This is a genomic window from Bradyrhizobium genosp. SA-3, from assembly GCF_004212635.1.
Taxonomy (GTDB): Bacteria; Pseudomonadota; Alphaproteobacteria; order Rhizobiales; family Xanthobacteraceae; genus Bradyrhizobium.
The window spans coordinates 16,949-38,046 of sequence record NZ_PSRT01000042.1 but is presented as its reverse complement, the minus strand read 5'-3'; the positions used below and the strand labels follow the sequence as shown (position 1 = coordinate 38,046).

General features: G+C 60.7%; 37 protein-coding genes. 23 read left to right on the top strand and 14 right to left on the bottom strand.

The genetic code is table 11. The features are described 5' to 3' along the window. Positions 1 to 7: 7 nt before the first annotated feature. From CWO91_RS16635 to CWO91_RS45010, 11 genes are all read right to left on the bottom strand, one after another. Positions 8 to 274: a hypothetical protein gene (locus CWO91_RS16635; protein ID WP_130214444.1), complete on the bottom strand. Its 267-nt coding sequence runs from the start codon at positions 272 to 274 to the stop codon at positions 8 to 10. Then, positions 271 to 573, bottom strand: a complete 303-nt coding sequence (locus CWO91_RS16630; RefSeq protein WP_130214442.1) for a hypothetical protein — start codon at positions 571 to 573, stop codon at positions 271 to 273. Before CWO91_RS16630 ends, CWO91_RS16635 begins: the two co-directional genes overlap by 4 nt. Continuing rightward, positions 570 to 863 (bottom strand): hypothetical protein, encoded by a 294-nt coding sequence (locus tag CWO91_RS16625; protein ID WP_130214440.1) that lies wholly within the window; start codon positions 861 to 863, stop codon positions 570 to 572. Before CWO91_RS16625 ends, CWO91_RS16630 begins: the two co-directional genes overlap by 4 nt. After that, positions 860 to 1,096 carry a hypothetical protein gene (locus CWO91_RS16620; RefSeq protein ID WP_130214438.1) on the bottom strand — a complete coding sequence of 79 codons (237 nt, stop codon included), beginning with the start codon at positions 1,094 to 1,096 and terminating at the stop codon, positions 860 to 862. The genes CWO91_RS16625 and CWO91_RS16620 overlap by 4 nt, the downstream gene beginning before the upstream one ends. Positions 1,097 to 1,239: 143 nt before the next feature. Then, complete coding sequence (locus CWO91_RS16615) at positions 1,240 to 1,992, bottom strand: hypothetical protein (RefSeq protein WP_130214436.1); 753 nt, start codon at positions 1,990 to 1,992, stop codon at positions 1,240 to 1,242. 153 nt (positions 1,993 to 2,145) lie between these two features. Continuing rightward, the gene (locus tag CWO91_RS16610) at positions 2,146 to 2,349 is read right to left on the bottom strand and encodes a hypothetical protein (protein WP_130214434.1); all 204 of its coding nucleotides are present in this window, start codon (positions 2,347 to 2,349) and stop codon (positions 2,146 to 2,148) included. Then, entirely contained in the window at positions 2,346 to 2,498 is a 153-nt protein-coding gene (locus CWO91_RS43000; RefSeq protein ID WP_165405501.1) for a hypothetical protein, read from the bottom strand. The genes CWO91_RS16610 and CWO91_RS43000 overlap by 4 nt, the downstream gene beginning before the upstream one ends. Before the next feature lie 343 nt (positions 2,499 to 2,841). Then, positions 2,842 to 3,192 (bottom strand): hypothetical protein, encoded by a 351-nt coding sequence (locus CWO91_RS16605; protein ID WP_130214432.1) that lies wholly within the window; start codon positions 3,190 to 3,192, stop codon positions 2,842 to 2,844. A gap of 48 nt (positions 3,193 to 3,240) precedes the next feature. After that, a complete protein-coding gene (locus tag CWO91_RS16600) occupies positions 3,241 to 3,660 on the bottom strand; it encodes a hypothetical protein (protein WP_130214430.1) in 420 nt (139 codons plus the stop codon). Between the two features lie 122 nt (positions 3,661 to 3,782). Continuing rightward, positions 3,783 to 4,163, bottom strand: a complete 381-nt coding sequence (locus CWO91_RS16595; RefSeq protein WP_130214428.1) for a GIY-YIG nuclease family protein — start codon at positions 4,161 to 4,163, stop codon at positions 3,783 to 3,785. A gap of 401 nt (positions 4,164 to 4,564) precedes the next feature. After that, on the bottom strand, positions 4,565 to 4,699 hold the full coding sequence (locus CWO91_RS45010; RefSeq protein ID WP_283810972.1) for a hypothetical protein: 135 nt from the start codon (positions 4,697 to 4,699) through the stop codon (positions 4,565 to 4,567). A gap of 895 nt (positions 4,700 to 5,594) precedes the next feature. Between CWO91_RS45010 and CWO91_RS16590 the strand changes: the two genes are divergently transcribed. The 13 genes from CWO91_RS16590 to CWO91_RS16530 all read left to right on the top strand — a co-directional run bounded on the left by CWO91_RS16590 (position 5,595) and on the right by CWO91_RS16530 (position 11,392). Next, positions 5,595 to 5,918, top strand: a complete 324-nt coding sequence (locus tag CWO91_RS16590) for a hypothetical protein (RefSeq protein ID WP_130214426.1) — start codon at positions 5,595 to 5,597, stop codon at positions 5,916 to 5,918. Beyond that, positions 5,915 to 6,127, top strand: a complete 213-nt coding sequence (locus tag CWO91_RS16585; RefSeq protein WP_130214424.1) for a hypothetical protein — start codon at positions 5,915 to 5,917, stop codon at positions 6,125 to 6,127. The genes CWO91_RS16590 and CWO91_RS16585 overlap by 4 nt, the downstream gene beginning before the upstream one ends. Positions 6,128 to 6,134: 7 nt before the next feature. Continuing rightward, positions 6,135 to 6,347 carry a hypothetical protein gene (locus CWO91_RS16580; RefSeq protein ID WP_130214422.1) on the top strand — a complete coding sequence of 71 codons (213 nt, stop codon included), beginning with the start codon at positions 6,135 to 6,137 and terminating at the stop codon, positions 6,345 to 6,347. A 75-nt stretch (positions 6,348 to 6,422) separates the two neighbouring features. Continuing rightward, the gene (locus CWO91_RS16575; protein ID WP_130214420.1) at positions 6,423 to 6,641 is read left to right on the top strand and encodes a hypothetical protein; all 219 of its coding nucleotides are present in this window, start codon (positions 6,423 to 6,425) and stop codon (positions 6,639 to 6,641) included. Positions 6,642 to 6,709: 68 nt separating this feature from the next. Then, positions 6,710 to 7,084, top strand: a complete 375-nt coding sequence (locus CWO91_RS16570; RefSeq protein ID WP_130214418.1) for a hypothetical protein — start codon at positions 6,710 to 6,712, stop codon at positions 7,082 to 7,084. 106 nt (positions 7,085 to 7,190) lie between these two features. Beyond that, positions 7,191 to 7,391 carry a hypothetical protein gene (locus tag CWO91_RS16565; protein ID WP_130214416.1) on the top strand — a complete coding sequence of 67 codons (201 nt, stop codon included), beginning with the start codon at positions 7,191 to 7,193 and terminating at the stop codon, positions 7,389 to 7,391. 70 nt (positions 7,392 to 7,461) lie between these two features. Next, complete coding sequence (locus tag CWO91_RS16560) at positions 7,462 to 7,773, top strand: hypothetical protein (protein WP_130214414.1); 312 nt, start codon at positions 7,462 to 7,464, stop codon at positions 7,771 to 7,773. 13 nt (positions 7,774 to 7,786) lie between these two features. Next, the gene (locus tag CWO91_RS16555; RefSeq protein WP_130214412.1) at positions 7,787 to 8,983 is read left to right on the top strand and encodes an SGNH/GDSL hydrolase family protein; all 1,197 of its coding nucleotides are present in this window, start codon (positions 7,787 to 7,789) and stop codon (positions 8,981 to 8,983) included. Between the two features lie 71 nt (positions 8,984 to 9,054). Then, positions 9,055 to 10,104, top strand: coding sequence for a hypothetical protein (locus CWO91_RS16550; RefSeq protein ID WP_130214410.1), 1,050 nt, complete (start codon positions 9,055 to 9,057; stop codon positions 10,102 to 10,104). A gap of 72 nt (positions 10,105 to 10,176) precedes the next feature. Beyond that, a complete protein-coding gene (locus CWO91_RS16545; RefSeq protein WP_130214408.1) occupies positions 10,177 to 10,431 on the top strand; it encodes a transcriptional regulator in 255 nt (84 codons plus the stop codon). After that, a complete protein-coding gene (locus tag CWO91_RS16540; protein WP_130214406.1) occupies positions 10,428 to 10,655 on the top strand; it encodes a DUF7220 family protein in 228 nt (75 codons plus the stop codon). Before CWO91_RS16545 ends, CWO91_RS16540 begins: the two co-directional genes overlap by 4 nt. A 12-nt stretch (positions 10,656 to 10,667) precedes the next feature. Continuing rightward, the gene (locus CWO91_RS16535) at positions 10,668 to 11,090 is read left to right on the top strand and encodes a GNAT family N-acetyltransferase (RefSeq protein WP_130214404.1); all 423 of its coding nucleotides are present in this window, start codon (positions 10,668 to 10,670) and stop codon (positions 11,088 to 11,090) included. Then, positions 11,087 to 11,392 carry a hypothetical protein gene (locus CWO91_RS16530; protein WP_130214402.1) on the top strand — a complete coding sequence of 102 codons (306 nt, stop codon included), beginning with the start codon at positions 11,087 to 11,089 and terminating at the stop codon, positions 11,390 to 11,392. The genes CWO91_RS16535 and CWO91_RS16530 overlap by 4 nt, the downstream gene beginning before the upstream one ends. Here the strand turns inward: CWO91_RS16530 and CWO91_RS16525 are convergent. The 3 genes from CWO91_RS16525 to CWO91_RS16515 are packed head-to-tail and all read right to left on the bottom strand — an operon-like array spanning position 11,389 to position 13,552. Further along, positions 11,389 to 12,822, bottom strand: a complete 1,434-nt coding sequence (locus CWO91_RS16525) for a terminase (protein ID WP_130214400.1) — start codon at positions 12,820 to 12,822, stop codon at positions 11,389 to 11,391. The genes CWO91_RS16530 and CWO91_RS16525 overlap by 4 nt on opposite strands. 36 nt (positions 12,823 to 12,858) lie before the next feature. After that, positions 12,859 to 13,152 carry an endonuclease VII domain-containing protein gene (locus CWO91_RS45450; RefSeq protein ID WP_130214398.1) on the bottom strand — a complete coding sequence of 98 codons (294 nt, stop codon included), beginning with the start codon at positions 13,150 to 13,152 and terminating at the stop codon, positions 12,859 to 12,861. Continuing rightward, entirely contained in the window at positions 13,133 to 13,552 is a 420-nt protein-coding gene (locus CWO91_RS16515; protein WP_130214396.1) for a hypothetical protein, read from the bottom strand. The genes CWO91_RS45450 and CWO91_RS16515 overlap by 20 nt, the downstream gene beginning before the upstream one ends. A gap of 135 nt (positions 13,553 to 13,687) precedes the next feature. Here CWO91_RS16515 and CWO91_RS16510 point away from each other — a divergent pair, with 135 nt between their 5' ends. The 10 genes from CWO91_RS16510 (at position 13,688) to CWO91_RS16465 (ending at position 21,057) form a co-directional block, all read left to right on the top strand. Beyond that, positions 13,688 to 15,733 carry a portal protein gene (locus tag CWO91_RS16510; RefSeq protein WP_130214394.1) on the top strand — a complete coding sequence of 682 codons (2,046 nt, stop codon included), beginning with the start codon at positions 13,688 to 13,690 and terminating at the stop codon, positions 15,731 to 15,733. 22 nt (positions 15,734 to 15,755) lie between these two features. Continuing rightward, positions 15,756 to 15,980 (top strand): hypothetical protein, encoded by a 225-nt coding sequence (locus CWO91_RS16505; protein ID WP_130214392.1) that lies wholly within the window; start codon positions 15,756 to 15,758, stop codon positions 15,978 to 15,980. Between the two features lie 13 nt (positions 15,981 to 15,993). After that, complete coding sequence (locus tag CWO91_RS16500; protein WP_130214390.1) at positions 15,994 to 16,398, top strand: hypothetical protein; 405 nt, start codon at positions 15,994 to 15,996, stop codon at positions 16,396 to 16,398. A gap of 48 nt (positions 16,399 to 16,446) precedes the next feature. Next, positions 16,447 to 16,638, top strand: a complete 192-nt coding sequence (locus tag CWO91_RS16495; RefSeq protein ID WP_130214389.1) for a hypothetical protein — start codon at positions 16,447 to 16,449, stop codon at positions 16,636 to 16,638. 289 nt (positions 16,639 to 16,927) lie between these two features. Beyond that, positions 16,928 to 17,929 carry a hypothetical protein gene (locus CWO91_RS16490; RefSeq protein ID WP_130214387.1) on the top strand — a complete coding sequence of 334 codons (1,002 nt, stop codon included), beginning with the start codon at positions 16,928 to 16,930 and terminating at the stop codon, positions 17,927 to 17,929. A 27-nt stretch (positions 17,930 to 17,956) separates the two neighbouring features. Beyond that, a complete protein-coding gene (locus CWO91_RS16485) occupies positions 17,957 to 18,949 on the top strand; it encodes a hypothetical protein (RefSeq protein ID WP_208753036.1) in 993 nt (330 codons plus the stop codon). Between the two features lie 57 nt (positions 18,950 to 19,006). Next, a complete protein-coding gene (locus tag CWO91_RS16480) occupies positions 19,007 to 19,348 on the top strand; it encodes a hypothetical protein (protein ID WP_130214385.1) in 342 nt (113 codons plus the stop codon). 23 nt (positions 19,349 to 19,371) lie between these two features. Then, positions 19,372 to 19,929: a hypothetical protein gene (locus tag CWO91_RS16475; RefSeq protein ID WP_130214383.1), complete on the top strand. Its 558-nt coding sequence runs from the start codon at positions 19,372 to 19,374 to the stop codon at positions 19,927 to 19,929. Between the two features lie 37 nt (positions 19,930 to 19,966). Further along, positions 19,967 to 20,839, top strand: coding sequence for a hypothetical protein (locus CWO91_RS16470; RefSeq protein WP_130214381.1), 873 nt, complete (start codon positions 19,967 to 19,969; stop codon positions 20,837 to 20,839). Beyond that, positions 20,836 to 21,057, top strand: a complete 222-nt coding sequence (locus tag CWO91_RS16465; RefSeq protein WP_130214379.1) for a hypothetical protein — start codon at positions 20,836 to 20,838, stop codon at positions 21,055 to 21,057. Before CWO91_RS16470 ends, CWO91_RS16465 begins: the two co-directional genes overlap by 4 nt. Positions 21,058 to 21,098 lie beyond the last annotated feature (41 nt).

Sequence of the window (21,098 nt, the reverse complement as noted above, 5' to 3'; positions counted from 1 at the left end):
GATGGTCCTATGGTTTGATCAGGCCGTAGTGCAGGCAGTAGTGACGCGCGGCTTCGGCGCGCGTGTCGAAGTTTCTTCTGCACAGACGCTCGTCGGGTGTGACGTAGGCGTCGCGGAAGACCCACCAGTACTCAGGTTCATCGACGCCGCCGAGCGAGAAGGTAAGCGGGTCGTGCGTGCCGCGTTCCGACGTACCGCCTTCGAGATCGTCGACAGTGCTCGGACCATGCAACGTTGCGAGGGTGATGTAGTAGTTGCCTTCCTCTTCGGTCATCCGACCTTCCCCTCCAGCATCTGAAAGGTGATGTCGAGCTCGAACGTGGCGCGCTGGTCCGGCGTGAGCCCGTTCGGATAATTCTCGCCGTCCACGTCGAACTCCAGCGGCTCACCTTCGCCGTACTTCTCGCACTTATGTGCATGCTCCAGACGCTCGTCCCTGCCGTACCAGCGATCGAAGTCACCACCGGGGTGCAGGCGTTGGGCACAGCTGAACGTCGTTCCCTCGACCGTGTAGTTCGAGTAGCCGTAGTCCCGCATGATCGCCCAACGGCAGTTGTTGCAGGATGGTTTCATGGTGTTACCTTCTCGGGTAGCGGGACGCCAAGGATCAGGTTCGCTGCCAGGGCGGCGCGCGTGCGGTTCATCCATCCGCCTGCGTCGTACTCGCCGATGAACAGCCGGTACTGAACTTCGCTGTCTTCGGTCTTCTCGAACCGAGCGCCAGAGAGCAGCGCCTGAGTGACGAGGATATCCACGGCGGACGGCGCTTGATGTCGCTCGATCTTGTCGATGTGCGTGACGAGCCCTTCGCCGTACTCGCTCTGATATTCTCTATGTCGCTTCGCGAGCTCTTCGCGTGTCATGTCGTTACCTGTGAGGTAAGCGGGATGTCGCATCCGATGAGGAAGTCGGCCGCAGCTCTGGAGCGCGACATGCGAAGCATGGCGTTCGGGTGGCAGCGATAGCCAAACTCGTCCGAGCCGCCGAGGTCCGCTCCAGCCAGCATGGCGAGCGCAATGACCTCGTTGTGGTCGCAGCAAGCGAGTAGGCCGGTGATGTCGGCGTATTCAGTGAGGCTGCGCTTGTAGGGTTGCATGGTGCGATGGTCCAGATGCGCGTGAGTGCGCGCGTTGTTAGGGTCGCCGGCCGCAGCCCTGATGGGGGCAGGTTGATGCTGCGGCCGGCTGATCGCGGGCTGGGGGTTGGGGGTACCCGCGATGTTGGTGTTACTCGGGCGGGTTACGCCGCGTGCGCCTCGATCAGCGCGCCACGGTTGGCACGGCGGGCCATGATCTCGGCGAGCGCCTTCTCGTCTTCCTCGTCCTGCTTGGTAGTCATGAGCGCAGCCAGGCGCTGCGCGATGAGCTCCGAGACTTGGATGAGCTCGGGCGATTGGTCCTTCAGGGGCGCGCCGGTGTGGTCCTTGAGCTCGCCGGAGATGACCTTCTCCACGCGCTTCTGGATGCGCTTGAGCTCGCCCTCCAGCGTCACCTCTTTGCTGCTCTCGCCCTTCTTCACGATGTCGGCGAGCTGCATGTCGGTCAGCGCGTCGTCGAACTTCTGCTGCTCGCGGGCCACGTCAACGAACGCGGCGTAGGCCGGCTTCACGTCGATGTCGACGCGCTTGTAGTCCTGCCGGATGGTGTGCGCCCGGTTCAGTACGTCCACGAAGTCCCACTTCGGGTTGCTCGCGGCGTTCTGGATCTGGCGCAGCTTGGACACGTTGGCCTTGAGCCCGCCCTCGGTGCGGTCATGCACCGCCTTTTTGCCCTCGGCCTGCGCGTAGAGATCGAACACGCGCGCGGCGCCGTCCTTCCCCGATGCGTCCTTCGCCGGATCGATCACGCCATCGACGACAGCGCGGGCGAACGCCATCGCCAGGTTGGGAAGCGAGTCTTTCCCCGCAGCTGCATCGCGTCCGAGCTCGCGGACCTGCGCGTTGAAGTCGCTCAGGCGGTTATCGTTGGTCGTGTCGTGCACCAGTGAACTCATAGTTTGTTACCTCCGTGGGTAATGGAGCGGTGTAGTTTCGACGTGCTTTCACCCGCGATAACCGTCCAGGGTTTCGCGTGTGTCTCAGAGATTGAAAATGTTTGGGGTGGCGCGTGAGTGCGCGCGGCTACTTGCGGTCGCGCTTCGCTTGACCTAGCGGCGCTTAGTCAGCGTGCCGTCGACGTAATGATAGCCGGCATGGTGGAGAGCCCAGTAAGCAGCGCGGGCGCGAAACTTGTAGAACATCGACGAGTTGGCACCGGGGATAGTGCAAGAGTACATGAGGTCTTCCCCCTCAAACTCTCCGCCCAACAACATCGCATCAGCGATGATCTGATCGTCGGATGGTTCGGTCATCGGGCCTTCATCCGCTCGACAAGCTGCTGGAGCATCTCCGCGATAGATTCGGCGTCGTCAGCCCACAGCTGATACCGAGACAGTTTCAGAAGGTCGTCGACGGACCGTTGTAGTCTCTTGGCGGTCGCGTCGAATTCCTTGTCGGTCACGGTTACCTCCGAGGGTTAGATGGTGTTGCGCGCTCGTTGAGGAACATGCGAGCGGCGTCGTATTTGTCTACTGCGAAACGACGGCCCATGCGTAGATCTTGGCGGGTAGTATTGAACGTGCCGCCTTTCGTGCTCGCCCATCGGCGCCAGTCCAACCCAAGCAGCATCGCAGCGACCAAACACTCGTCGTCGGTCATGCTGGCGATGTCTGAAGGTGACATGGTGTTATGGTCCTATTGGGCGGCGGTGTGAGTGCGCGCCACACAGAAGCTAACCCGCAACCGCCACAGCTTGAAGAACCAGATGCCGCCGACTTTGCGTGCGCTCATGTTACCTCTCCAGGTTAAGCCACTTCCTTCATGGCGCGGGTGGTGACCGACTTCGCCACGACCTTGGCGACGATGATCTCGTGGCGATGCTCGCAGAGAGACCTCGCCTCCGCCAGCGCGACTTCTTTGGTCCAGTCGCGAGACACGGAGTAGTCGGGGTCGCAGTCGTGGTAGCGGGTGACGATGAGGTACTCGCCGTCGCCCGTGCAGACCAGCCCCATCCCTTCGCGGATCGCCTCGACGGCATCCTTGGCTTCCTTGAGCCCGACGCCATAGGCTTGGCGGAACAGCTTGATCGACTCGATCAGCCGACCGTTCTTGAGCTCGCGGATGACGTCGTTCATCGGGTTCATGGTGCTGAGCATCGGTTACCTCCGAGGGTTAAATGGTGTGATGGTGCGCGCGTGAGTGCGCTACGCCGCGTCCCGCACCTTCATGTTCGGTCGCAGCTTGGTGATCTCAACGCGCCCGTCAGCGTCAGTGCAGCTGAAGTAGTACCCATCGGTCGGGCACTTGTGCCGCCGCACCGTCGCGTTATCCATACGCCGCTCGGTCGCTTTGACCGTGCCGTAACGTCCGCACCGCGGGCAACCCATGTTGACCGTGCCTCCGGCACGATGCTCCAGCACTCGCCGTGCCGGCTCATGCGCGGGCGACTCCGCAACGATCTTCGGATCTTGCCCGTCCATCACCAGCAGCTTCCAATGGTGGCGGCAGTTATCGTTGCGGCAGCCGTACCAAGTCTCAGACTTGGCAGCGAGCACCTCGCGATGCTTGAAGCGAGACTTGGTGCCGCAACGAGGGCAGGGGAAGTAGTCGATAAGTAGGCTCAAAGTATTCCTCCACGTTGTCGAAACGTGCGTAACTCTCGGAGGTAACGCGTGGGTATCAAGCGCGTCCGAATTGGACAGCGCGACAGGCGATCCGTGGAACTACGGCTCTGACTCTGTAACCTTCACGAAACTTTAGGTGGCTTGCACTGCCACGCGCCGTATGTGTGGCTGTTCAGAAGCCGTTCGCCCTTGTCCATTGCGCGGCGGATGGCGCGGCGCTCCAGTCTGGACAGATCAGAACGCATCAAGTGCGGGTCCGCGACCAACACATGAAAGCTCCACTGCTCTTTGTCCAACGCACAGACTGCGGTGCGCATCGTCGATGACACGCTGGCCGACCAGCGGCCAGCACCAACGACGGCCGAGTACCACTCTCTGCACCGCTTGCGCAGGTTGCAGGACATGCCGATGTAGATAGCCCCATCGCCCTCGTGCCGCAGCATATAGACACCAGGCAATTCAGGGACGTCAGGCGTCTTACCACTACCAACCAAGCTAACCATAAAACCCTCGCATCACTTTGGAAGCATGTGCTTCCGAGCTACCGAGCGAGGGTTGCGTCAGTGTCTCTTTGCGACCGACGTAATATCACAAGCCTGTGGGTTATTCGCGGAAGGAAAAGCGAGGTAAATCAATGGCGCCAGAGAAAATGTGTACAACATCTTATATTTTTTTGAGGGAGCTACTGGGCTCCAAGCGCCTTAGGGTTTCATGGTGTAACCTCGGAAGCAGATACCCACATGACACCCTCGGATAGAAACCTCTCTTATTAAAAAATGATTATGATATTAAGATAGATAAAGAGAGTACTCGCTGCCGAAAGACTTTTCATCCTCGTGTAACTTTCGCGATAGACCTAAGTCTTTTTCAGTGCAGGATGATACTCCTGCAAACCTTCTACGTATTAGCGCGCCTTGCGGCAGTGAGACCGACCGCGCGGCTTCGGCGGCACCCAGTCAGCGCGGACCGGGCAATTGAACTCGCGCACCGCCTTGAACTCAGGTGCCGCCTTGTCGTCGGCAGCGAACCGAGCCTTCACACCATTTAACCTTCGAAGGTAAGCCTTCTGCTTGTCGTTGATCGTTGCGAGGTGTGCAGAAGCCTTCGACGATACCGTCGTGCTCCTCGCACCACGCAACGATCCAAAGGCGTTAGAATGTTCGCGGGACCATGATGACATGGTTCGATGCTCCAAGATTGATTGGTGCGATGGCTCGACAAGCAAGCCATCACAGCAATCAACCTTGGCATTGGCGTAGATTGCTGGGGGCCGAACCGCTCCGCGGCATCAAACCGTTCGGCAATCGATCCCGGTATGTCAGGGTAGTATCGCTTTAGGGTTTGATGGTGATCCGCATTGCTGCGGCCCCTTACCTAGCAACTCTGCTAGGGTTTACCCGTTGCCGGCACCAAGCGGTGCTATCGGGTTTACCACTGTCCGCGTCGGGTCACCTCAAGAGGTAACGATCGCACGGGTGCGGGCGGCAGGTATCGCGCGGTGTGGAGTATAAGACCACCGGTTCCTCGCGACCTCGCGGCTATCTGCCATCGGACACCACCATCAAGAGATGGGCCGGGAGCGTTCCACTTGCGGGCTTGTCAGGCACCGCCTCATCTCAGGTACGGGGAGGCAACCCCACCGGGTAACCATCCGACCTTACAACCTAGGTACGGGGAGGCCACGCCCCCACATGGACAGGCCCCCCGCCACCGGGGGCCGCCCTTTGTTGGGGCCCCTGGAAATACAGATTTCGGATTTTTGCCTCTGAGACTTTCCCGAAACGTTCACGTTACGTTCTCGCAACTTCGGGTAAGACGCAATAGGGAAACTTACGTGAAACCGAAAATAATTTTGGAAAACCGGAAAGGGCTTGACACTCAGGCGAAACCTTGCGGCGCTACCCCGAAACCCTAAAACCATCGAAAGCCCAAACATGCCCCAACCGATCTGGGCGGCCGAGAACGCGCGCAACGCCAGGAGCTTCGCGCTCTATCGGAGCATCATCAGGGAAGCGTACGGTGCCGACGAGGTCTGCGCCGCACACCATCTGATCTTCACAAAGTTCGAGGGTGAGACCAGGCACGTCGAGGAGCTGCCGAGTGCCGACACGCTGATCTTCGACCACGGTGTTGCCAGAAAGATCTGGGGTGACGACTGGCAGAGCATGCTTACGCGCCTGGCACTCGAGCCGACTGAGACCAGGGACAAACTGCTGGGAGAGCTTTACGCCTCCCGCCAACGCACGGAGCAACCATGAGCGACCCGAAAGTCACCCTGAGCACCGTCACCTACGCGACTGTGGTCGCGACGTACGCGATCGACGATCCGCTCCGAGCAGCACCCTCGAACCACGAAATGCTTGCAGCATCAGCGGCGCTCGGCGGTGAGGTTGAGCTCGTGAACGCATCGCCCCATCTCGACGATGCCGGCGCCCTCACGCACACCAGCATCTGGAAAAAACCCTGACGCGCCGGTGACCCACGAAGAGCTCACAGACGACGAAGCACTCGCAGCTGCTATGCTGTTAGGGTTTGAGTGGGAACCGCTGGACGGTTACGAAATTTTTGGGTCCACCGACTACGGCGTCTACAATCATCCAATCGGTAGGCTGCTGGCGATCAACCGCCTCAGTGCCGCTCGCGCTTATCTGAAACATCACCTGCCGCAAAAAACCCCAGCACCCTAAAACCATCGGTTACATCAGAGTCTCACGAGTGTTATATAGTGCGCTCCCCCAAGCGCCCGATACTCGCGAGATCCGATGAACGACAACACCCCACCACCCAAACCGCCATTCTTCACCTGGGTGCTCCAGGAACTATCCAAGCCTGAAGACGTGCCTGAGCGCATGCGCGTGTATATGAGGGTGTTATGGTTGAATGGTACGAGCGAACGCGAGATCGCCGACACCTTCAAGATGCCGGTCGAATGGGTTGAAGACTTCGTGCGCGATACGTCGCGGACTACCAAGCCCCACTAAAATTACTTCCCACTAAAATTACTTCCCACTAAGACTCACGCGTAACCTCCACGCGCTACGGCTCGAGCATGTGGTCCGAGACGCATCCCCGGTGGCTCCTGTTCGCTGGTGAGGTGGTGATCTCGGCAGAAGAGCTCGAGCGGGAGTACCAGATGAGCGTCGAGGTCAAGGGACTCGCGGACATCGTGCGGCAGGCGAAGGATGCGATCCGCACCGCCTCGGATGCGGCCGCGGGCATGCGCGCATCCGCCAACGAGCTCACGAGCACCGTCGGCCAGGTGCTCGACATGCAGCGCCAGCTCGACGCCGCCAACGCCGACCTCAAAGCTGCCGTCGGCGCCATGAGCAATGGTGGGCCCCCTTTGGACGCGCCCGCGAGCTCCTCCAGTGGGCTTACGGTTGACCAGGCTGCGAGTGTGGTCGCCGCACAGAACGCCTCCTAGCGGCTCGCCAGGAGGCCGGCATGGCGTTCTTGCAACTGCTCGGCCCGGTCTGTGTCTTGCTTATGATCGGTGCGATCATCTTCGCGGTTACCTCACGAGGCAACGAATGATAGCGGCGATCAGCCGGAAGATGCGTTGCCTCGTGCTCACTGACGGGCGCATCGCGGAGTTCACCGAGTACTACGACGCTGAGGGCAACGAGATCGAGGATATCGAGCGTGCCGTGAGCGCGGTCGCCGAGCACCCCGACGGGACAGGGTGGCTCGCCATCAATCTCGAGGACTGGGACGAGCAAACAATTCACTGATCGCGAGACTCATGCGAAACGCTGAGCCGCAATAACGGGTCTCCTCCTAGTTCCTGGAGCGGAGACCCGCATGGCGATTCCTGTTGCGATGAAGTGGACGATCACCGGCAACGGCAGCACGTCAGGTGTTGTGTGGCCCGGCGGCCGCGGTGTGTTCACGGCCTTCGGTACGTTCGGCTCGGGCACCATCAAGCTGCAGGTGAGCTACGACGACGGCACCACATGGATGGACGTCGACCGCTCCGGCGACACCTACTGCACGTTCACCTCCAACGGAAGTGGTGGTTTTGAGCTGCCGAAGTGCCAGGTGCGCGCGAACACCGCTGGCTCCACCACGCCATCTGTTACGGCTGGCGTTCAATCGGCGAAGCAAAGCTACTGAGCGGGGCACACTGATGGCCCCTTCGTACGGCATTACATACCCAGTCGCCGGCCCGACCAGCTACGCACAGGCTCCCGCACTCCTTGGGGGAGCGAACGCCTTCGCGGCTACGCGCGCTGCGCTAAAAAGCCAAATTCAGACTTATGGCGGCTTGCCGGGGAATGCCGTCTCATCGCCTACGGTCACGGAAGGTGCTGGCGCGGCAGGGCCAACCCTCACTGGCTCCGTTATCGGGATCAACGATGCATCGAAACGGTATCTCGGCGGCGACGCTGAACTGCTCGATGTTACCTCTCCGAAGAATGGCTACAATAGATGCGACAACCTATCCTTGAGCGATGCAACACGCTCCGGCCGTGTCGGCGTGCTTGAGTTCGACTGCTCGTCGCCAAAGTTTGAGCAGCGGGTGTATCGGCAAGGCAACAACACGATGTTCCGCATCTATGTTGATGGCCTGCTCAGCGCCAACAACTATTTCGTCACGACAGGAGACGGATCGCAGCGCTACATCAAGGTTGATTTCAGCGCGATCGATCCAAACCCTGTTCGGAGGGCGATCCGTCTAGAGTGTATCGGTTATGGCACATGGGGGCCGACCGTTCTCGACACAACCGGCGCTATTTTCGCGCCAGCCGCTGCGCGCCGTCTGCGCCTGTGCGTCCTTGGTGATAGCTTCACTGAGGGCACAGGCTGCGACAGCGTGACGCTTGGTGTCGCTGATTGGCCTCGCGGCCTAGCTCCTCGCTGCGGTCGTTTGCTCGGCTTCGATGATATGCGCATTTCCGGGGCTGGCGGGACCGGGTGGAATATTGCGAATGGCACGAAGCCCGCACTAAAGGATCGCATCACATCTGACGGTGTGACCCCTGCTGCAGACGTCTACATCATCCCCATGGGGATCAACGATAACGCCGACGTTTCCTCGGTCGTTCATTCGACACTGGCGACGCTGCGAGCCGGGCGCCCCAATGCGCTGATCTATGTTGTTCTGCCGTGGAACCCATCCGCTCCGACGCCACGAAGCGGCACGATCAAGACCGCCTCGGACAGCATAATTGTCGGCTGCGCGGGAATTTCTGGCGTGACGATCTTCGATCCTAACCTTGTCACTTACACGAGGTCGGACACGACGCATCCCGATCAGGCTGGGCACGACACGCTTGGGGACTGGCTCGCCAACCAGATCAAGGCTGACTTGGGGCTCTCGTAGCCGTTCACTCCCTGTAGCACTCTCAGGGGCTGTAGACAAAGCGATATGCAACCCCCACTTAGTTGGGGGAAATGAAACTTCGCAAGCTGATAAAACTATACCAGCGCGACCCACTTTCGCGCTGGCACAAACTTCGCCATTCGACCAGGCGAAACCATTCAAATCTCCTGCGCCAGATCGATAGGCGATACGGCCACGTAAAGCTCAGCAAGATTAAGGGTGCCACATTGTTGTCGTGGCACGCAGAGTGGCTAGACGGTACGAAATTTTCGAGCGCCCACGCCTTTGTCAAGAAGTTGCGTGCAGTCTTTGGTTTTGGCCTCACGATCCTCGAAGACAAGCATTGCGCGCGAATTCGGCAGGTGATGTCGAGTATGCGCTTCCCCGGCGCACCACGTCGTAAGCAACGCATCACGGCATCCCAAGCTGCGGCTATTCGAGCCGGCGCCTGGCGTCGCGACCGCGGCTCTGTAGCGCTGGCGCAAGCGTTTCAGTTCGACATCATGTTGCGCCAGAAAGATACCATCGGAGAATACATACCCCGCACCCTTGCCGAAGGCGGCCCAGGCATCGCGATCGGCGACGAGAAGTGGGTGAGGGGGCTGTTATGGTCAGAGATCGACGACCAGCTGATATTGCGCCACCAAACATCGAAGACCAACAAGCCCGTCGTTGTCGACCTAAAGCTGGCTCCAATGATCATCGAAGATCTTAGACGGATGGGTGTGGTCCCATCCCGCGGCCGCATAAGACTGATCGAGCGGCGGGAAGGCCCAGTGATCGTCAATGAGTTAACTCGGCTGCCGTACCCTGCGTATGAATTCCGCAGGATTTGGCGAGCGATCGCCCGCGCCGAGGGTATCCCCGACAGCGTGTTCAACATGGACAGCCGCGCCGGCGGAATCACTGAGGCGTTTGACGCTGGTGCTGACCCCGACTTCATCCGGGCTGCTGCTACGCATAGCGAGCTACAGACGACGCAGGGTTATAACCGCGGTGACGAGCTCAGCCGTAGCTCGGCTGTTTTACGCGCGCGAGCGAGCACCAGGAGAGGCACGGTGCGGGTGACCAGTCACCACGAGCTTCCCCAGAGCACCAATAGACTACGCAAGGTTGCTTGAAAATTACCTATATATTTCATTGACTTAGATAGCATTTGAAATCATCTAACCCTAACACCAAAGAGGGTTTTGATGAGTATTGAATCGATCGAGGAGACCGCGCTCCACGCGCGCAAGGCGCTGGGACTTCTTACCGAGGGCGAGACGGCGAAGATCCTCGATGTCGAGGTCACGACCCTCGCGACGTGGCGGGGCCAGCGCAAGGGGCCGGAGCACGTCAAGCTCGGCAAAGCCGTCTTCTATACGCTGCCGCTGATCCAGAAGTGGATCGACAAGTCTTACAACGACCAGCAGTCGGCGAAGGAAGAGCTCAAGGAGGCTGCGTGAAGCAGACGCGAAAAGCCTCCTTGCTGGAGACGCTGCTCAGTACGGCAATCGGCTACGGCGTCGCGGTCACCACGCAGGTCGTGGTGTTCCCCTGGTTCGGGCTTCACGTCCCGATCTCCCACAATTTGATGATCGGGGCGGTCTTCACTGTCGTGTCGATTGCGCGCGGGTTCGCGGTCCGCAGGCTCTTCGAGCACCTGCGGGTATCTGGCATTCTTAAGTGATGCGAGGCGCCGATGACCTACCGCATTCGAGAGGTTGACGGCGCGGACTACCAGGAAGAGCTCGCCGAGCTCCACGCGGTGTCCTTCGAGGAGACAGCGAAGGTCGTCGACTTCACCGAAGGACACTGGTGGATCGCCTTCCACAAAGGCATTCCCGCCGCATTCATTGGCATCAAGCAATCCGTGATCGGCACCGATGCCGGTTACTTCTGGCGCGTCGGTGTCGACCCGGCGCATCGCGGCCGCGGTCTTCAGAAGCGCCTCATGCGGGCAATGCATGCCAAAGCGCGCAAACTCGGCTGGAAGCGCATCGTCAGCGACACGCGCGACAATCCGCATTCGGCCAACAACATCATCGCTGCCGGCTACCGTACGTTTTCTCCCACCAACCCATGGGCGCATCGCGACGCCATCTACTGGATCAAAGATCTATGACCAACGACAACGAGAAGATCGTACCCTTCAAGCCCAAGCTGGTTACCCCCGAAAGTAAGACATCCCCGACGCCGAATCTCGACATCGTCGCGACGCTGGAAGAATACCTGGCTATGGCGCGGAAGGGAGAGCTTCAGTTTGTGGCGTTCGCCTATGTCAACCACGAGGGTGTCGGATATTCTGCCTGGTCGCCGGCAGAGGATTTGGACCCCGTACTCAACACGTCCGCAATCGGCGCAGTGTCGTTTTTGAACGCCCGTTTTCTGGATTCGGCGATCGCTGGCAGCGTGGACGAAGCCTAAGTCCAGGCTCCGGTCGGCATTTTGCCGCGGGTCGAGCGTGGCCGATGCGCCATCATCCTGGCAAAATAACCCGACATTCCGCCATGCGCCGCAAGGCATGCATACTGAAGCGCGTCGATGATGTGCGAATATTCGTTCTTGTCAGGCAGCGGCTTGCGCGTGCCGTTCCGGGTCTTGGCGTAGCGATAACCGCCGGCGAGCGCGCGGACGATCGTGGGGCAGCGATCGCGATCGATGAGCATCGCCGGACCGCCATTGCGCTGGGCCAACAGGAAGGCTTCTACGGCGCGCAGGCGGGGGTCGATGTCGTTGGTCGGGGCAGGGAAGGCGTTGAAGCCGAGCCGCTTCAGGACGTCGAAGGTGGTCTCCTCGTAGATCGAGCTCTTGGAGATGCCAGCCGGATCGCCAACCATCGCGATCGCGTGCCCCAGGTAGCGCTCGTGAATGACCGCGGGCCGTAGCGCCTTCTCGACGTGGAGCTCGAGGCCGATGTCCTCGGCGATCACTTCCTGCAGCACCAGGAGCCGCCCCTGGTGGTCCAGCTGGCAGATCACGCTGCATGGGTCGCGTCCGAAGTCCTGCCCGATGATGAGGGGCTTGTGGGCCACCGGCATCAGATCTTCGACGACATGGAAGGCGCGATTGAAACTCTCGCGGAACACTGCCGTGCCTGACGGATCGTTGCCGTATTGCGCATGGACGTACCGTCGCACCCAGTCCGGGTTCGGATTGCGCGCGTTGCGCAGGTAGTACTCGCGCCCGCGCGCGATGCGTAGTGGGTCGGTCTCGGCGAGCTTCTTTGTATCTGGCGACTGGTTGAGCCAGGGCAGGTTCTCAGCGTCTGGATCGAGGCCACCAGGCTGAATGAACACTTGCCAATCCGGGGGCGGATCGGACATGTGGGTGTGCCAGTCGGTGCCCTCCGTCGGCATGTTGGTGTCGGCGATAATGCCTGACCACGTCGCGCCTTCCTTCGGGTAGCGGCCGCAGCGTCCGGAGAGCGGGGCGACGATGGCGTAATCCATCTCGATGCACTCTGACATCCAGGCGCCCGTGAGCTGCATGGAGAGCAGCCGGCGCTGGTCCTCGGGGTCATCAAGAGGGATCAGCAGCCACTCGGAGCGGATATCGCCAATCGAGACATAGACAGTGTTGTCACTGACCTTGTAGGTCGCCGCCGCCTTCAGCCAGTCGAGAATGTCCTTGAGGACAGTGTCTTTCAGCTGCTTCAGCGTCTGGCGTACGATCGCGAAGCGCGTGTAGCGAAGGCCATCAGGGGCAGGGGCTTGCTCCGCAGCACGTCTGAACAATTCGACGATGCAGGCTGTGGTCTTGCCAGATCCGACTGGTCCGGCGACGAGCCGGCCGAACGCCGCGGAGCTCATGAACCGCGCCAGCGTCGGCGGCGCGTTGTAAACGATATTTGCCATCCCTCCGCGCTACGCGCGGCGGGTTTCGCATGAGTCTTACTTTTCGAGGTAACAGGCCAATCGGCGGAGTGTGTTGGCGTTGTCTTTCGCGTGGCCCAGGATCAAATTGCAGTGGTGACAGAGGATGCCGCGAACTTTTTTGGTCCTGTGGTTGTGGTCGACAACCTTCTTCCAACCCCTGGCACGCCGGCATCCAGCGCACCGCCCCCTTTGTCGTCGAAGTAATTCATCGCGATCGCGTACTGTGATGCCGTAGCGCTTGCGCAGGTGGTATTCCCTCCTGCCCGCGGTCGTCCTGCTCGGATAGGGCTTATTCCGACGAGGAGGCAATGACCTCGCCTTCGATCACTTTCGGCATCTCCTTGGAGATCTCAATCGCGGGACCGTGGTTGCCAAGATTGATGACGACACTGAAGCGCTCACCGCCCCCTGCCACTTCACCGGTTCGCCCGTCCATGCCGGCGAGCTTCGTCAGCATCTTGCCGCCTTCGATCTTCGCGGGCAGCGCCTCTTCGGTGTCGTGAAGGCGGTTGTTCAGCTCCGGGAGCCACTCCTCGAGCATCGCCGCAGCTTTGAGTTTGACACGCTCGGAGGTGTTGAGCGCCGTATTCCAGGCTTCAACTTCACTTGCGAGCAACCCTTGAAACTTTGCGTTTCGCTGTAGTTCTTCCCAACGTTCGTCGGTGACTGAGTATTGTTTCAGTATAGTTTCGATTGGGTGGACATCCATCGCGATTTCGCGCGCGAGTTTTACTAGATGATTATCGCCTAGACTTGCGGACCGAGCTGGAGTTGACGCCATGATACTTATGTGATACCAAATGTAGCTTGGATTTAGTGCGTCTATACTGTATCTCGTGGCTTCATGGCAACGGGCACGGTACGCGGTGTGCTGCGAGTTGTGCCGCCCGCACAGCTCAACGCCGCGATCAAGGCGCAGGACGAAGCAAAAGCTCAGAGTGAAGCGGCGGTCGACGAGACCACGCTCTCCAGTCTTGCCTCGTTCATCCGCACCCAATTCGAGATCTTCAAGCAACATCGCAACGACGCCGCGGCCGGCTGGTCGAACCGACTGCTGGTGGCGCTACGCGCGTTCAACGGTCAGTACGACGCCGATAAGCTCGCGCAGATCAAGCAATTCGGTGGCTCGGATGTTTACGCTCGTTTGATCGCGATGAAGTGCCGCGGCGCAAGCTCGCTGCTGCGCGACGTCTATCTCTCGCCCGATCGCCCGTGGGGTATCGACCCGCCGGATGACCCCGACGTGCCGCCGGAAATCTTGCAGACGATCGCACAGCTGGTCGGCATCGAGGCACAGACCCAGGCGCAAGCGGGCCAGCCGGTTGATCCGAGCTCGATCCGCGATCGCACGTTCTCGCTGATGGAAGCCGCGCGCCAAGCCGCTAAGAAGAAGGCCGCCGACCAGGCCCACATCGCCGAGGACAAGATCGATGAGCTCCTGAAGGAAGGCAACTTCTACAAGGCGCTCGCCGAGTTTTTGGTTGACCTGCCACTGTTCCCGTTCGCCTGCATCAAGGGGCCGGTCGTCCGCATCGTGCCCGCTGTCGTGTGGAATGGCGGCAAGGCCACGGTGCAGCAGAAGCCGCGCCTGTTCTGGCAGCGCACTTCTCCCTTCGACATCTGGTGGACGCCTGGCGTCGCTGACATCGAGGATGCCGCCGTCATCGAGCGCACGCGCGTTACGCGCGCGGACCTCAACGATCTGCTCGACCTTCCCGGTTACAACCGCGACGAGATCATCGCGGTGCTCGACGAATACGGTCGTGGCGGCATCAACGACGACTGGGACATGACCGACGCCGAGCGCGCCATCCAGGAGAAGCGCGAGAACCCGAACATGAATCGTTCGGGCCTGCTGTCGTGCCTCGAGTACCATGGCAACGTGCAGGGGCGCATGTTGCTCGAGTACGGGCTCGACCCAAAGCAGGTACCGGACCCGATGCGCGACTACATGGTGCAGGCATGGCTGATCGGCCGGCATGTCATCAAGGTTCAGTTCTCGCCGAGCCCGCGCAAGCGCCACCCGTATTTCATCACTTCGTTCGAGAAGGTGCCCGGCACGCCTGTCGGCAACGGCCTTCCCGACATCCTCAGCGACATCCAGGAAGTGGCGAATGCCACGCTGCGTTCGCTGGTCAACAACCTGTCGATCTCGTCCGGCCCGCAAGTCGTGGTGAACACCGATCGTTTGGCGCCCGACGAGGACGGCGAAGACCTTTATCCGTGGAAGCGCTGGCGCGTCACGTCCGACCCGATGTCGGGCAACAGCGCCCAGAAGCCGGTCGACTTCTTCCAGCCGAACTCCAACGCGGCTGAGCTGCTCGCCACGTATCAGAAGTTCAGCGACATGGCCGACGAGCTGTCGGCGATTCCGAAGTACCTGTCGGGAAACTCGAGCGGCGGGGCAGGGCGCACGGCGTCCGGTCTTGCGATGCTCATGGGCAACGCCTCGAAGATCCTTCAGACGGTTGCGGCCAACATCGACCGCGATGTTTTCGATCCGCTGCTCCACAACCTCTTCGACATGATCATGCTGACAGATTCATCCGGCATGCTGACCGGCGAAGAGTCGATCAGCGTGAAGGGCGTCAACGTTGCGATCCAGCGCGAGACGGAACGTTCGCGTCAGCTCGAATTCCTCCAGGCGACCGCCAACCCGGTCGACATGCAGATCATCGGACCCAAGGGGCGCGCCGCCGTGCTGCGCAAGGTCGCCGGCTCGATCGGCATGGACGGCGAGGAAATCGTGCCAAGCGAAGAAGAGATCAAGGCCCAAACTCAGGCCCAGAACATGGCTGCCGCGGCCGCGCAGGCGCAGGGCAACCAGCAGAGCTCACCTGTCACGCAGGATATGGGTCCGCAGACCCGTATCGCCGGCGGGGTGGGATAACCCGCCAGCAGAGGAGAACCCGATGGCGAAGACTAAGACTATTTCGTCCAAGACCCCGTCCTTTGCCAAGGGCGGGAAGACCAAGATGTTCGGCAAACAGCACGCCGGCCCGCAGAAGCCCGGCATGACGTCGCATGCCACCAGCGGCGACGGCGGCAAATTTGCCAAGGGCGGCAACGGCAAGATGTTCGGCAAGGGCTCGGCCAAGCCGTCGGTTGCCGGTCACACCGCCAAGACCAGCAACTAAGGAGCACTGACCAATGCCGTACGACAAAATCGACAAGCAGGACGTGGAGAAGGTTCTGAAGAACCTTACCGGCAAGGCGCCGAAGATCACTATCACTGCCGGCGCCGCGAACGTCGCGACGTTCACCATCCAGTTCGCCGAAAAGGGCGTGCATCAGTTCGATCTGTACATGTCAACCGATTCGGCTGGCGCGAACGTCTCTGCGACTACGTACTCCACGGGTCTGGCGGCCACGACCGGTGTGGTCGCTGTGACGCTCACCGCGAACAAGTATCTCAAGGTGCTCACCGACGCGACCGGCAAAGCGGTCATCACGTTGACTGCGACAGCGAAGCCGGCGGGTGAGTACATGTGTGTCCCCGCCGCGGGCGGCGGTCTCGCCATGTCGGCGGCCACTGTGACCGGCAGCTATGGCTAGTGGTTTCTGGGGGAGCTACGGCTCCCCCAAATTCTCTGGAGAAGAGCGATGAAAGGCATCACCAAGCACAAGGGCAAGGGCGGCAAGCAGGAGCGGCTTCCGAACCGCCATGCAGTGACTCAGCTCACGGCTGGTGATGCCTTTCAGCGTTCGATCAACAACTACGCCAAGGTCACGCCGAGCGGCGAGGGTGCGATGGACGCGCCCAACGTCATGCAAATGAGCAAGATCGAATATTGATCGGTGAAAAAGAATTAGCGCTCGCCGCCGCGCAACTTGCGTACCGAGCGCCCCAAGAGTTCGCGCAATTCGTGTCAGCCCTGTCTCTGTACGCAGAGAAGCGCCGCGACGAGCTGCTCGAGTGCCCACCCGACACACTGACGCTCAACCAAGGCCGGGCGAAAGCGTGTGCTCACATTCGCGACACGATCGCGAACGCGACCAGGACAGCAGAGGCCATCCAACAGAAGCAAGCCCAAAGGCCCTCCGTGCCGCGCAGGCCGCACGCAGCGCCATAAGGAGTTAAGCTGTGCCCCGTCCTCTTCCTAACGTCGACCCCAACACCAACATTCCACCCGCCGTCCGCCGCCTCGCCGAACAAGCTGAAGCCACGTTCAAGGCAGTTCACGGCGTCCAAGATCCCGAACCTGCTCCGAATCCGGAGCCACCGCCCTCAGAGCCAGCCCCGACGCCAGAACCCGCGGCAGTTACTCCGCTGAGTAACCCCGAGCCCACGCCTTCTCCGGCCGCCACCGAGATCAACTGGGAGCACCGCTACAAGTCGATGGAAGGCCGCTACAAGCGCGCCGAGAACGACATTCGCGCGCTCAGCGATCAGGTCGCGCACCTGCAGACGTTGGTGGCGACTCAGCCGACCGCGCCGGAGCCGAAAGAACTCCAGCCCCAGAGCCTGCTCACGCCCGAAGAGCGCACCGAATACGGCGATGAATTCCTGAACGTCGTCGGCAAGCGCGCGAAGGAAGAGCTCTCCACAGAGTTCATGACGATCAAGCAGCAGCTCGATCAGCTGACGCAGCGCCTCGAGGGCAGCACGAAAATCACTGCTGCGCAGGCACGTCGTAACCTTGAAGCAACGCTCGATTCGGAAGTGCCCGATTGGCGTGACATCAACGTTGCTCCAGAATTTCATCAGTGGTTGTCCTTGCCAGATCTTTTTTCTGGTGCTATTCGACACTCACTGTTGAAGGCTGCATACGAGCAGAACGACACTCCTCGTGTTGTAGCCTTCTTCAAAGGCTTCCTCTCTCAAGAGGCTGCCTTGGTCCCAGCGACTGAGCCGGCTCCGGGCGCAACGCCCGACAAGATCCCGCTCGAAACATTCGCGGCGCCAGGCAGAGCGAAGACTGCAGCGGCCTCTGGTGCCCCTGCTGAGAAGCCCACCTTCACACACGCCCAAATCGCTACCTTCTACACTGACGTGCGTCGCGGAGCTTATCGCGGCCGCGAGCAGGAGAAGGACCGCATCGAACGGCAGATCGTCGAAGCGGGGCGGGAAGGGCGTATCCGGTAACTTCTCTTCTAGGGATACCTCCCCACGATGGCATTTCCTGTCGCAAGCGGCGCAACCACGCCGCCCCTCTATCCGACTGGCGGTACCGCCAACACGCTCGCCTCGACTGGCTTCATCCCCACCATTTGGTCGGGCAAGCTGATCGAGAAGTTCTATGCCTCGACCGTTCTGTCGGCGATCTCCAACACCGACTACGAAGGCGAGATCAAGAACCAGGGCGACACCGTCAAGATCCGCACGAAGCCGACCATCACCATCAGCGACTACAAGGCTGACGGTGCGCTTTCGCTGCAGCGTCCCAGCGGCAACGTGCTCGACCTGACGATCGATCAGGGCAAGTACTTCAACACGATCCTCGACGACGTCATGGACGTTCAGTCGGATCTCAACCTGCTCAGCATGTGGTCTGACGACGCTGCCGAGCAGATGAAGATCACGATCGACACGTCGGTGCTCGCCGGCGTCCTCAACGGTGCCGCCGCGACCTACAACCGCGGCGCCACCGCCGGCAAGATCACCGGCAACATCAATCTGGGTGTGACCTCCACCGGTCCGCTCGCCGTCGTCTCGCGCAGCCCGGCTTCGGGCACCGTCGAGATCGTCGACGTGCTGCTCCGTCTCGGCCAGGTGCTCGACGAGCAGAACATCCCGGAGACCGGCCGTTGGGTCGTGCTGCCCACTTGGGCTGCCACGCTCATCAAGCAGTCCGAGCTGCGTGAAGCCTACCTCTCGGGCGACGGCACCTCGATGCTGCGGAACGGCCGCATCGGCATGGTCGATCGCTTCACGCTCTACACCTCCAACCTGCTGCCCTCGGGCGTCGCAGGCGGTCTGGCGTCGGGCGAGTACGTGATCTACGCCGGTCACGCGCACGGCCTCACCTTCGCATCCCAAATGACGAAGATGGAGACCCTGCGTTCCGAGCAGACCTTCGGCACCATCCTGCGCGGCCTGCAGGTGTACGGCTACAAGGTCATCGACGGTACCGCCCTCGCTCAGGCGATCGTCACCCCTGGCTAATGAGTTAGGCGGCGGGGCGTAAACCCCGCCGCCTTTCCCAACACGGGGAACACGACAATGATGCTCGACACCGTTCAGGATTACGTGCGCGAAACGCGCACCCTGCTTCAAGACACGGTGCCGACGTATCGCTATTCCGACGCTGATCTTCTCTCCGCACTGAACCTCGCCATGCTGACCGCGTGGCGACTGCGCCCCGACCTGTTTATTGGCGCATCCAATCCTCCGTACTTCACCGCCAACGATACGACCTCCGTCTCCATGGACGTCGGGTACCGTGCGCCGTTCATCTACTTCATGGTGGGGCACGCGCAGTTGCGCGACGAGGAAGATACTCAGGACAGCCGCGCTGCGGCGTTCATCGGTAAGTTCACGCAGCAGCTGATGGGGCTCGGATAATGAGTTCTGACACCGATCGCCTCATGAACAATGCGCGCTCCCGTGTTCCCGGTGCCACTGACACGGTACTGAAGCAGGAGCTTTTCAACGTGATGAACGACTTCTTCCAGACGTCCAATATCTGGCAGGAAGACGTCGCTTTCGCGGTGAATACGACCGACAAGACGTACACGATCACCCCGGCGGAATCCTACGCGGCGATTGTCCGCTCGCTTTACGTCTTGAACAGCGGCGGCCTTCCGGTCGGCCCGTATCAGATGCTCACGCCTGGTACGATCGTCTTCAAGGACGTGCAGTCGCAAGCCGGCACATATACGGCCACCGTCTCGCTCACAGTAGACGATCCGCTCGCCGGCGACGGCTTCCCGCAATTCCCAGCTTGGGTGCTGAACAAATATTCGACCGGCATCATCGACGGCCTGGTCGGTCGGGTCATGTCTCAGCCCGCCAAACCCTACACGAACATTCAGCTCGCCGCGGTGCACCTTCGCAGTTTCCGCAGCTGTATGTCGGACGCGAAGACCGAGGCGCTGCACAAGAACGTCAACAACGGACAGACGTGGCGTTTTCCGAAATTCTGAGACGACGGCGAAACCGAACTCTGGGTAGTAACAGCGTATGACGATCGCGATCACGCACAAGTTTGTCTCAGCCAAGGGAGACGGCACCGACGCTACGTTGGTGAAACCGTCGAACTGGAACGACACGCACACGATCCAATGTGCGACCAGTGTTGTGCTCGGTCGTCAGACGGCTGGCGTCGGGAACGTAGAAGAGCTTCCGCTTACGTCGTATATGGCAGGGCTTCTGAATACGACCGACTTCGCCACACTCGCCGCCGCGCTCGGCCTTCCGACGACCGGCGACGGTAGGCTGACGTTGAAGACTACGGCCGACACCGGCTGGGTCATGATGAACGATGGGACGATCGGGTCCGCCAGCTCGGGCGCCTCGACGCGAGCCAACGCCGACTGTCAGGCGCTGTTCACGCTGCTCTACAACAACATCACCGACGCCAACGCGCCTGTCCTGACCAGCGCAGGTTCGGCGACGACGCGAGCTTCACAGGGCACCGCATCGGCGGCGTGGACCGCCAATTGCCGTATCACGCTGACGAAGCAGCTTGGTCGCGCGATCATAATCGCTGGTTCGGGTTCGGGCCTTACCGCGCGAGCTCTCGGCGTCAACGGCGGCGAGGAAACACACGCCCTGACTGCCACCGAGATCCCGACGATTACGGGTCTCAACTATAACAATGTCGGCTTTTCGGCTTCCGGCTCTACGTCGTCGGTGGCGACCAGCAACGGTGGCAGCACGACCGGCGGCGGCTCATTCTCGATTGTCGGCTCTATCGGATACAGCGCGGCGTCGGTCAGTGTCAGCGGCACCATTGGCGCTAATAATATCGGCTTCCAGTCAAACAACACCGGCAACGGCGCACACAACAACATGCAGCCCTTCACCGCCTGGAACATCATGGTGAAGCTATGAAGCTGATCGACAATTGGAAGAGCGAACTCAAGCGGCTCCATAGCATCCACGTTGCGATCGGCTCCGCGGTACTCTGGAGCACCGTAGGCGGTGCGATCATGGTGTGGCCGGCGCTCGCCGGCAAGATCCCTATCGGTGCTTACATTCTTGGTGGCATTGTCCTGTCAGTCGCATTCGGCCTCGCCCGTGTTCTCAAGCAGCCGGGGGCCGATCAGTGAAGACTTGGCATAAGGTTGCAGCAGGTTCTACCGGGACGGCC

Bases quoted from the DNA above. Each gene is read 5' to 3' on its own strand.
- CWO91_RS16565 (WP_130214416.1), top strand. From the start codon at position 7,191: ATGATAGCGGCGATCAGCCGGAAGATGCGTTGCCTCGTGCTCACTGAC.
- CWO91_RS16470 (WP_130214381.1), top strand. From the start codon at position 19,967: ATGACGATCGCGATCACGCACAAGTTTGTCTCAGCCAAGGGAGACGGC.
- CWO91_RS16630 (WP_130214442.1), bottom strand. From the start codon at position 573: ATGAAACCATCCTGCAACAACTGCCGTTGGGCGATCATGCGGGACTAC.
- CWO91_RS16525 (WP_130214400.1), bottom strand. From the start codon at position 12,822: ATGGCAAATATCGTTTACAACGCGCCGCCGACGCTGGCGCGGTTCATG.
- CWO91_RS16530 (WP_130214402.1), top strand. From the start codon at position 11,087: ATGACCAACGACAACGAGAAGATCGTACCCTTCAAGCCCAAGCTGGTT.
- CWO91_RS16535 (WP_130214404.1), top strand. From the start codon at position 10,668: ATGACCTACCGCATTCGAGAGGTTGACGGCGCGGACTACCAGGAAGAG.
- CWO91_RS16635 (WP_130214444.1), bottom strand. From the start codon at position 274: ATGACCGAAGAGGAAGGCAACTACTACATCACCCTCGCAACGTTGCAT.
- CWO91_RS16495 (WP_130214389.1), top strand. From the start codon at position 16,447: ATGAAAGGCATCACCAAGCACAAGGGCAAGGGCGGCAAGCAGGAGCGG.
- CWO91_RS16500 (WP_130214390.1), top strand. From the start codon at position 15,994: ATGCCGTACGACAAAATCGACAAGCAGGACGTGGAGAAGGTTCTGAAG.
- CWO91_RS16555 (WP_130214412.1), top strand. From the start codon at position 7,787: ATGGCCCCTTCGTACGGCATTACATACCCAGTCGCCGGCCCGACCAGC.
- CWO91_RS16515 (WP_130214396.1), bottom strand. From the start codon at position 13,552: ATGGATGTCCACCCAATCGAAACTATACTGAAACAATACTCAGTCACC.
- CWO91_RS16570 (WP_130214418.1), top strand. From the start codon at position 6,710: ATGTGGTCCGAGACGCATCCCCGGTGGCTCCTGTTCGCTGGTGAGGTG.
- CWO91_RS16615 (WP_130214436.1), bottom strand. From the start codon at position 1,992: ATGAGTTCACTGGTGCACGACACGACCAACGATAACCGCCTGAGCGAC.
- CWO91_RS16590 (WP_130214426.1), top strand. From the start codon at position 5,595: ATGCCCCAACCGATCTGGGCGGCCGAGAACGCGCGCAACGCCAGGAGC.
- CWO91_RS16465 (WP_130214379.1), top strand. From the start codon at position 20,836: ATGAAGCTGATCGACAATTGGAAGAGCGAACTCAAGCGGCTCCATAGC.
- CWO91_RS16605 (WP_130214432.1), bottom strand. From the start codon at position 3,192: ATGCTCAGCACCATGAACCCGATGAACGACGTCATCCGCGAGCTCAAG.
- CWO91_RS16475 (WP_130214383.1), top strand. From the start codon at position 19,372: ATGAACAATGCGCGCTCCCGTGTTCCCGGTGCCACTGACACGGTACTG.
- CWO91_RS16480 (WP_130214385.1), top strand. From the start codon at position 19,007: ATGATGCTCGACACCGTTCAGGATTACGTGCGCGAAACGCGCACCCTG.
- CWO91_RS16545 (WP_130214408.1), top strand. From the start codon at position 10,177: ATGAGTATTGAATCGATCGAGGAGACCGCGCTCCACGCGCGCAAGGCG.
- CWO91_RS16585 (WP_130214424.1), top strand. From the start codon at position 5,915: ATGAGCGACCCGAAAGTCACCCTGAGCACCGTCACCTACGCGACTGTG.
- CWO91_RS16595 (WP_130214428.1), bottom strand. From the start codon at position 4,163: ATGGTTAGCTTGGTTGGTAGTGGTAAGACGCCTGACGTCCCTGAATTG.
- CWO91_RS16505 (WP_130214392.1), top strand. From the start codon at position 15,756: ATGGCGAAGACTAAGACTATTTCGTCCAAGACCCCGTCCTTTGCCAAG.
- CWO91_RS16550 (WP_130214410.1), top strand. From the start codon at position 9,055: ATGAAACTTCGCAAGCTGATAAAACTATACCAGCGCGACCCACTTTCG.
- CWO91_RS16575 (WP_130214420.1), top strand. From the start codon at position 6,423: ATGAACGACAACACCCCACCACCCAAACCGCCATTCTTCACCTGGGTG.
- CWO91_RS16625 (WP_130214440.1), bottom strand. From the start codon at position 863: ATGACACGCGAAGAGCTCGCGAAGCGACATAGAGAATATCAGAGCGAG.
- CWO91_RS16560 (WP_130214414.1), top strand. From the start codon at position 7,462: ATGGCGATTCCTGTTGCGATGAAGTGGACGATCACCGGCAACGGCAGC.
- CWO91_RS16510 (WP_130214394.1), top strand. From the start codon at position 13,688: ATGGCAACGGGCACGGTACGCGGTGTGCTGCGAGTTGTGCCGCCCGCA.
- CWO91_RS16620 (WP_130214438.1), bottom strand. From the start codon at position 1,096: ATGCAACCCTACAAGCGCAGCCTCACTGAATACGCCGACATCACCGGC.
- CWO91_RS16485 (WP_208753036.1), top strand. From the start codon at position 17,957: ATGGCATTTCCTGTCGCAAGCGGCGCAACCACGCCGCCCCTCTATCCG.
- CWO91_RS16610 (WP_130214434.1), bottom strand. From the start codon at position 2,349: ATGACCGAACCATCCGACGATCAGATCATCGCTGATGCGATGTTGTTG.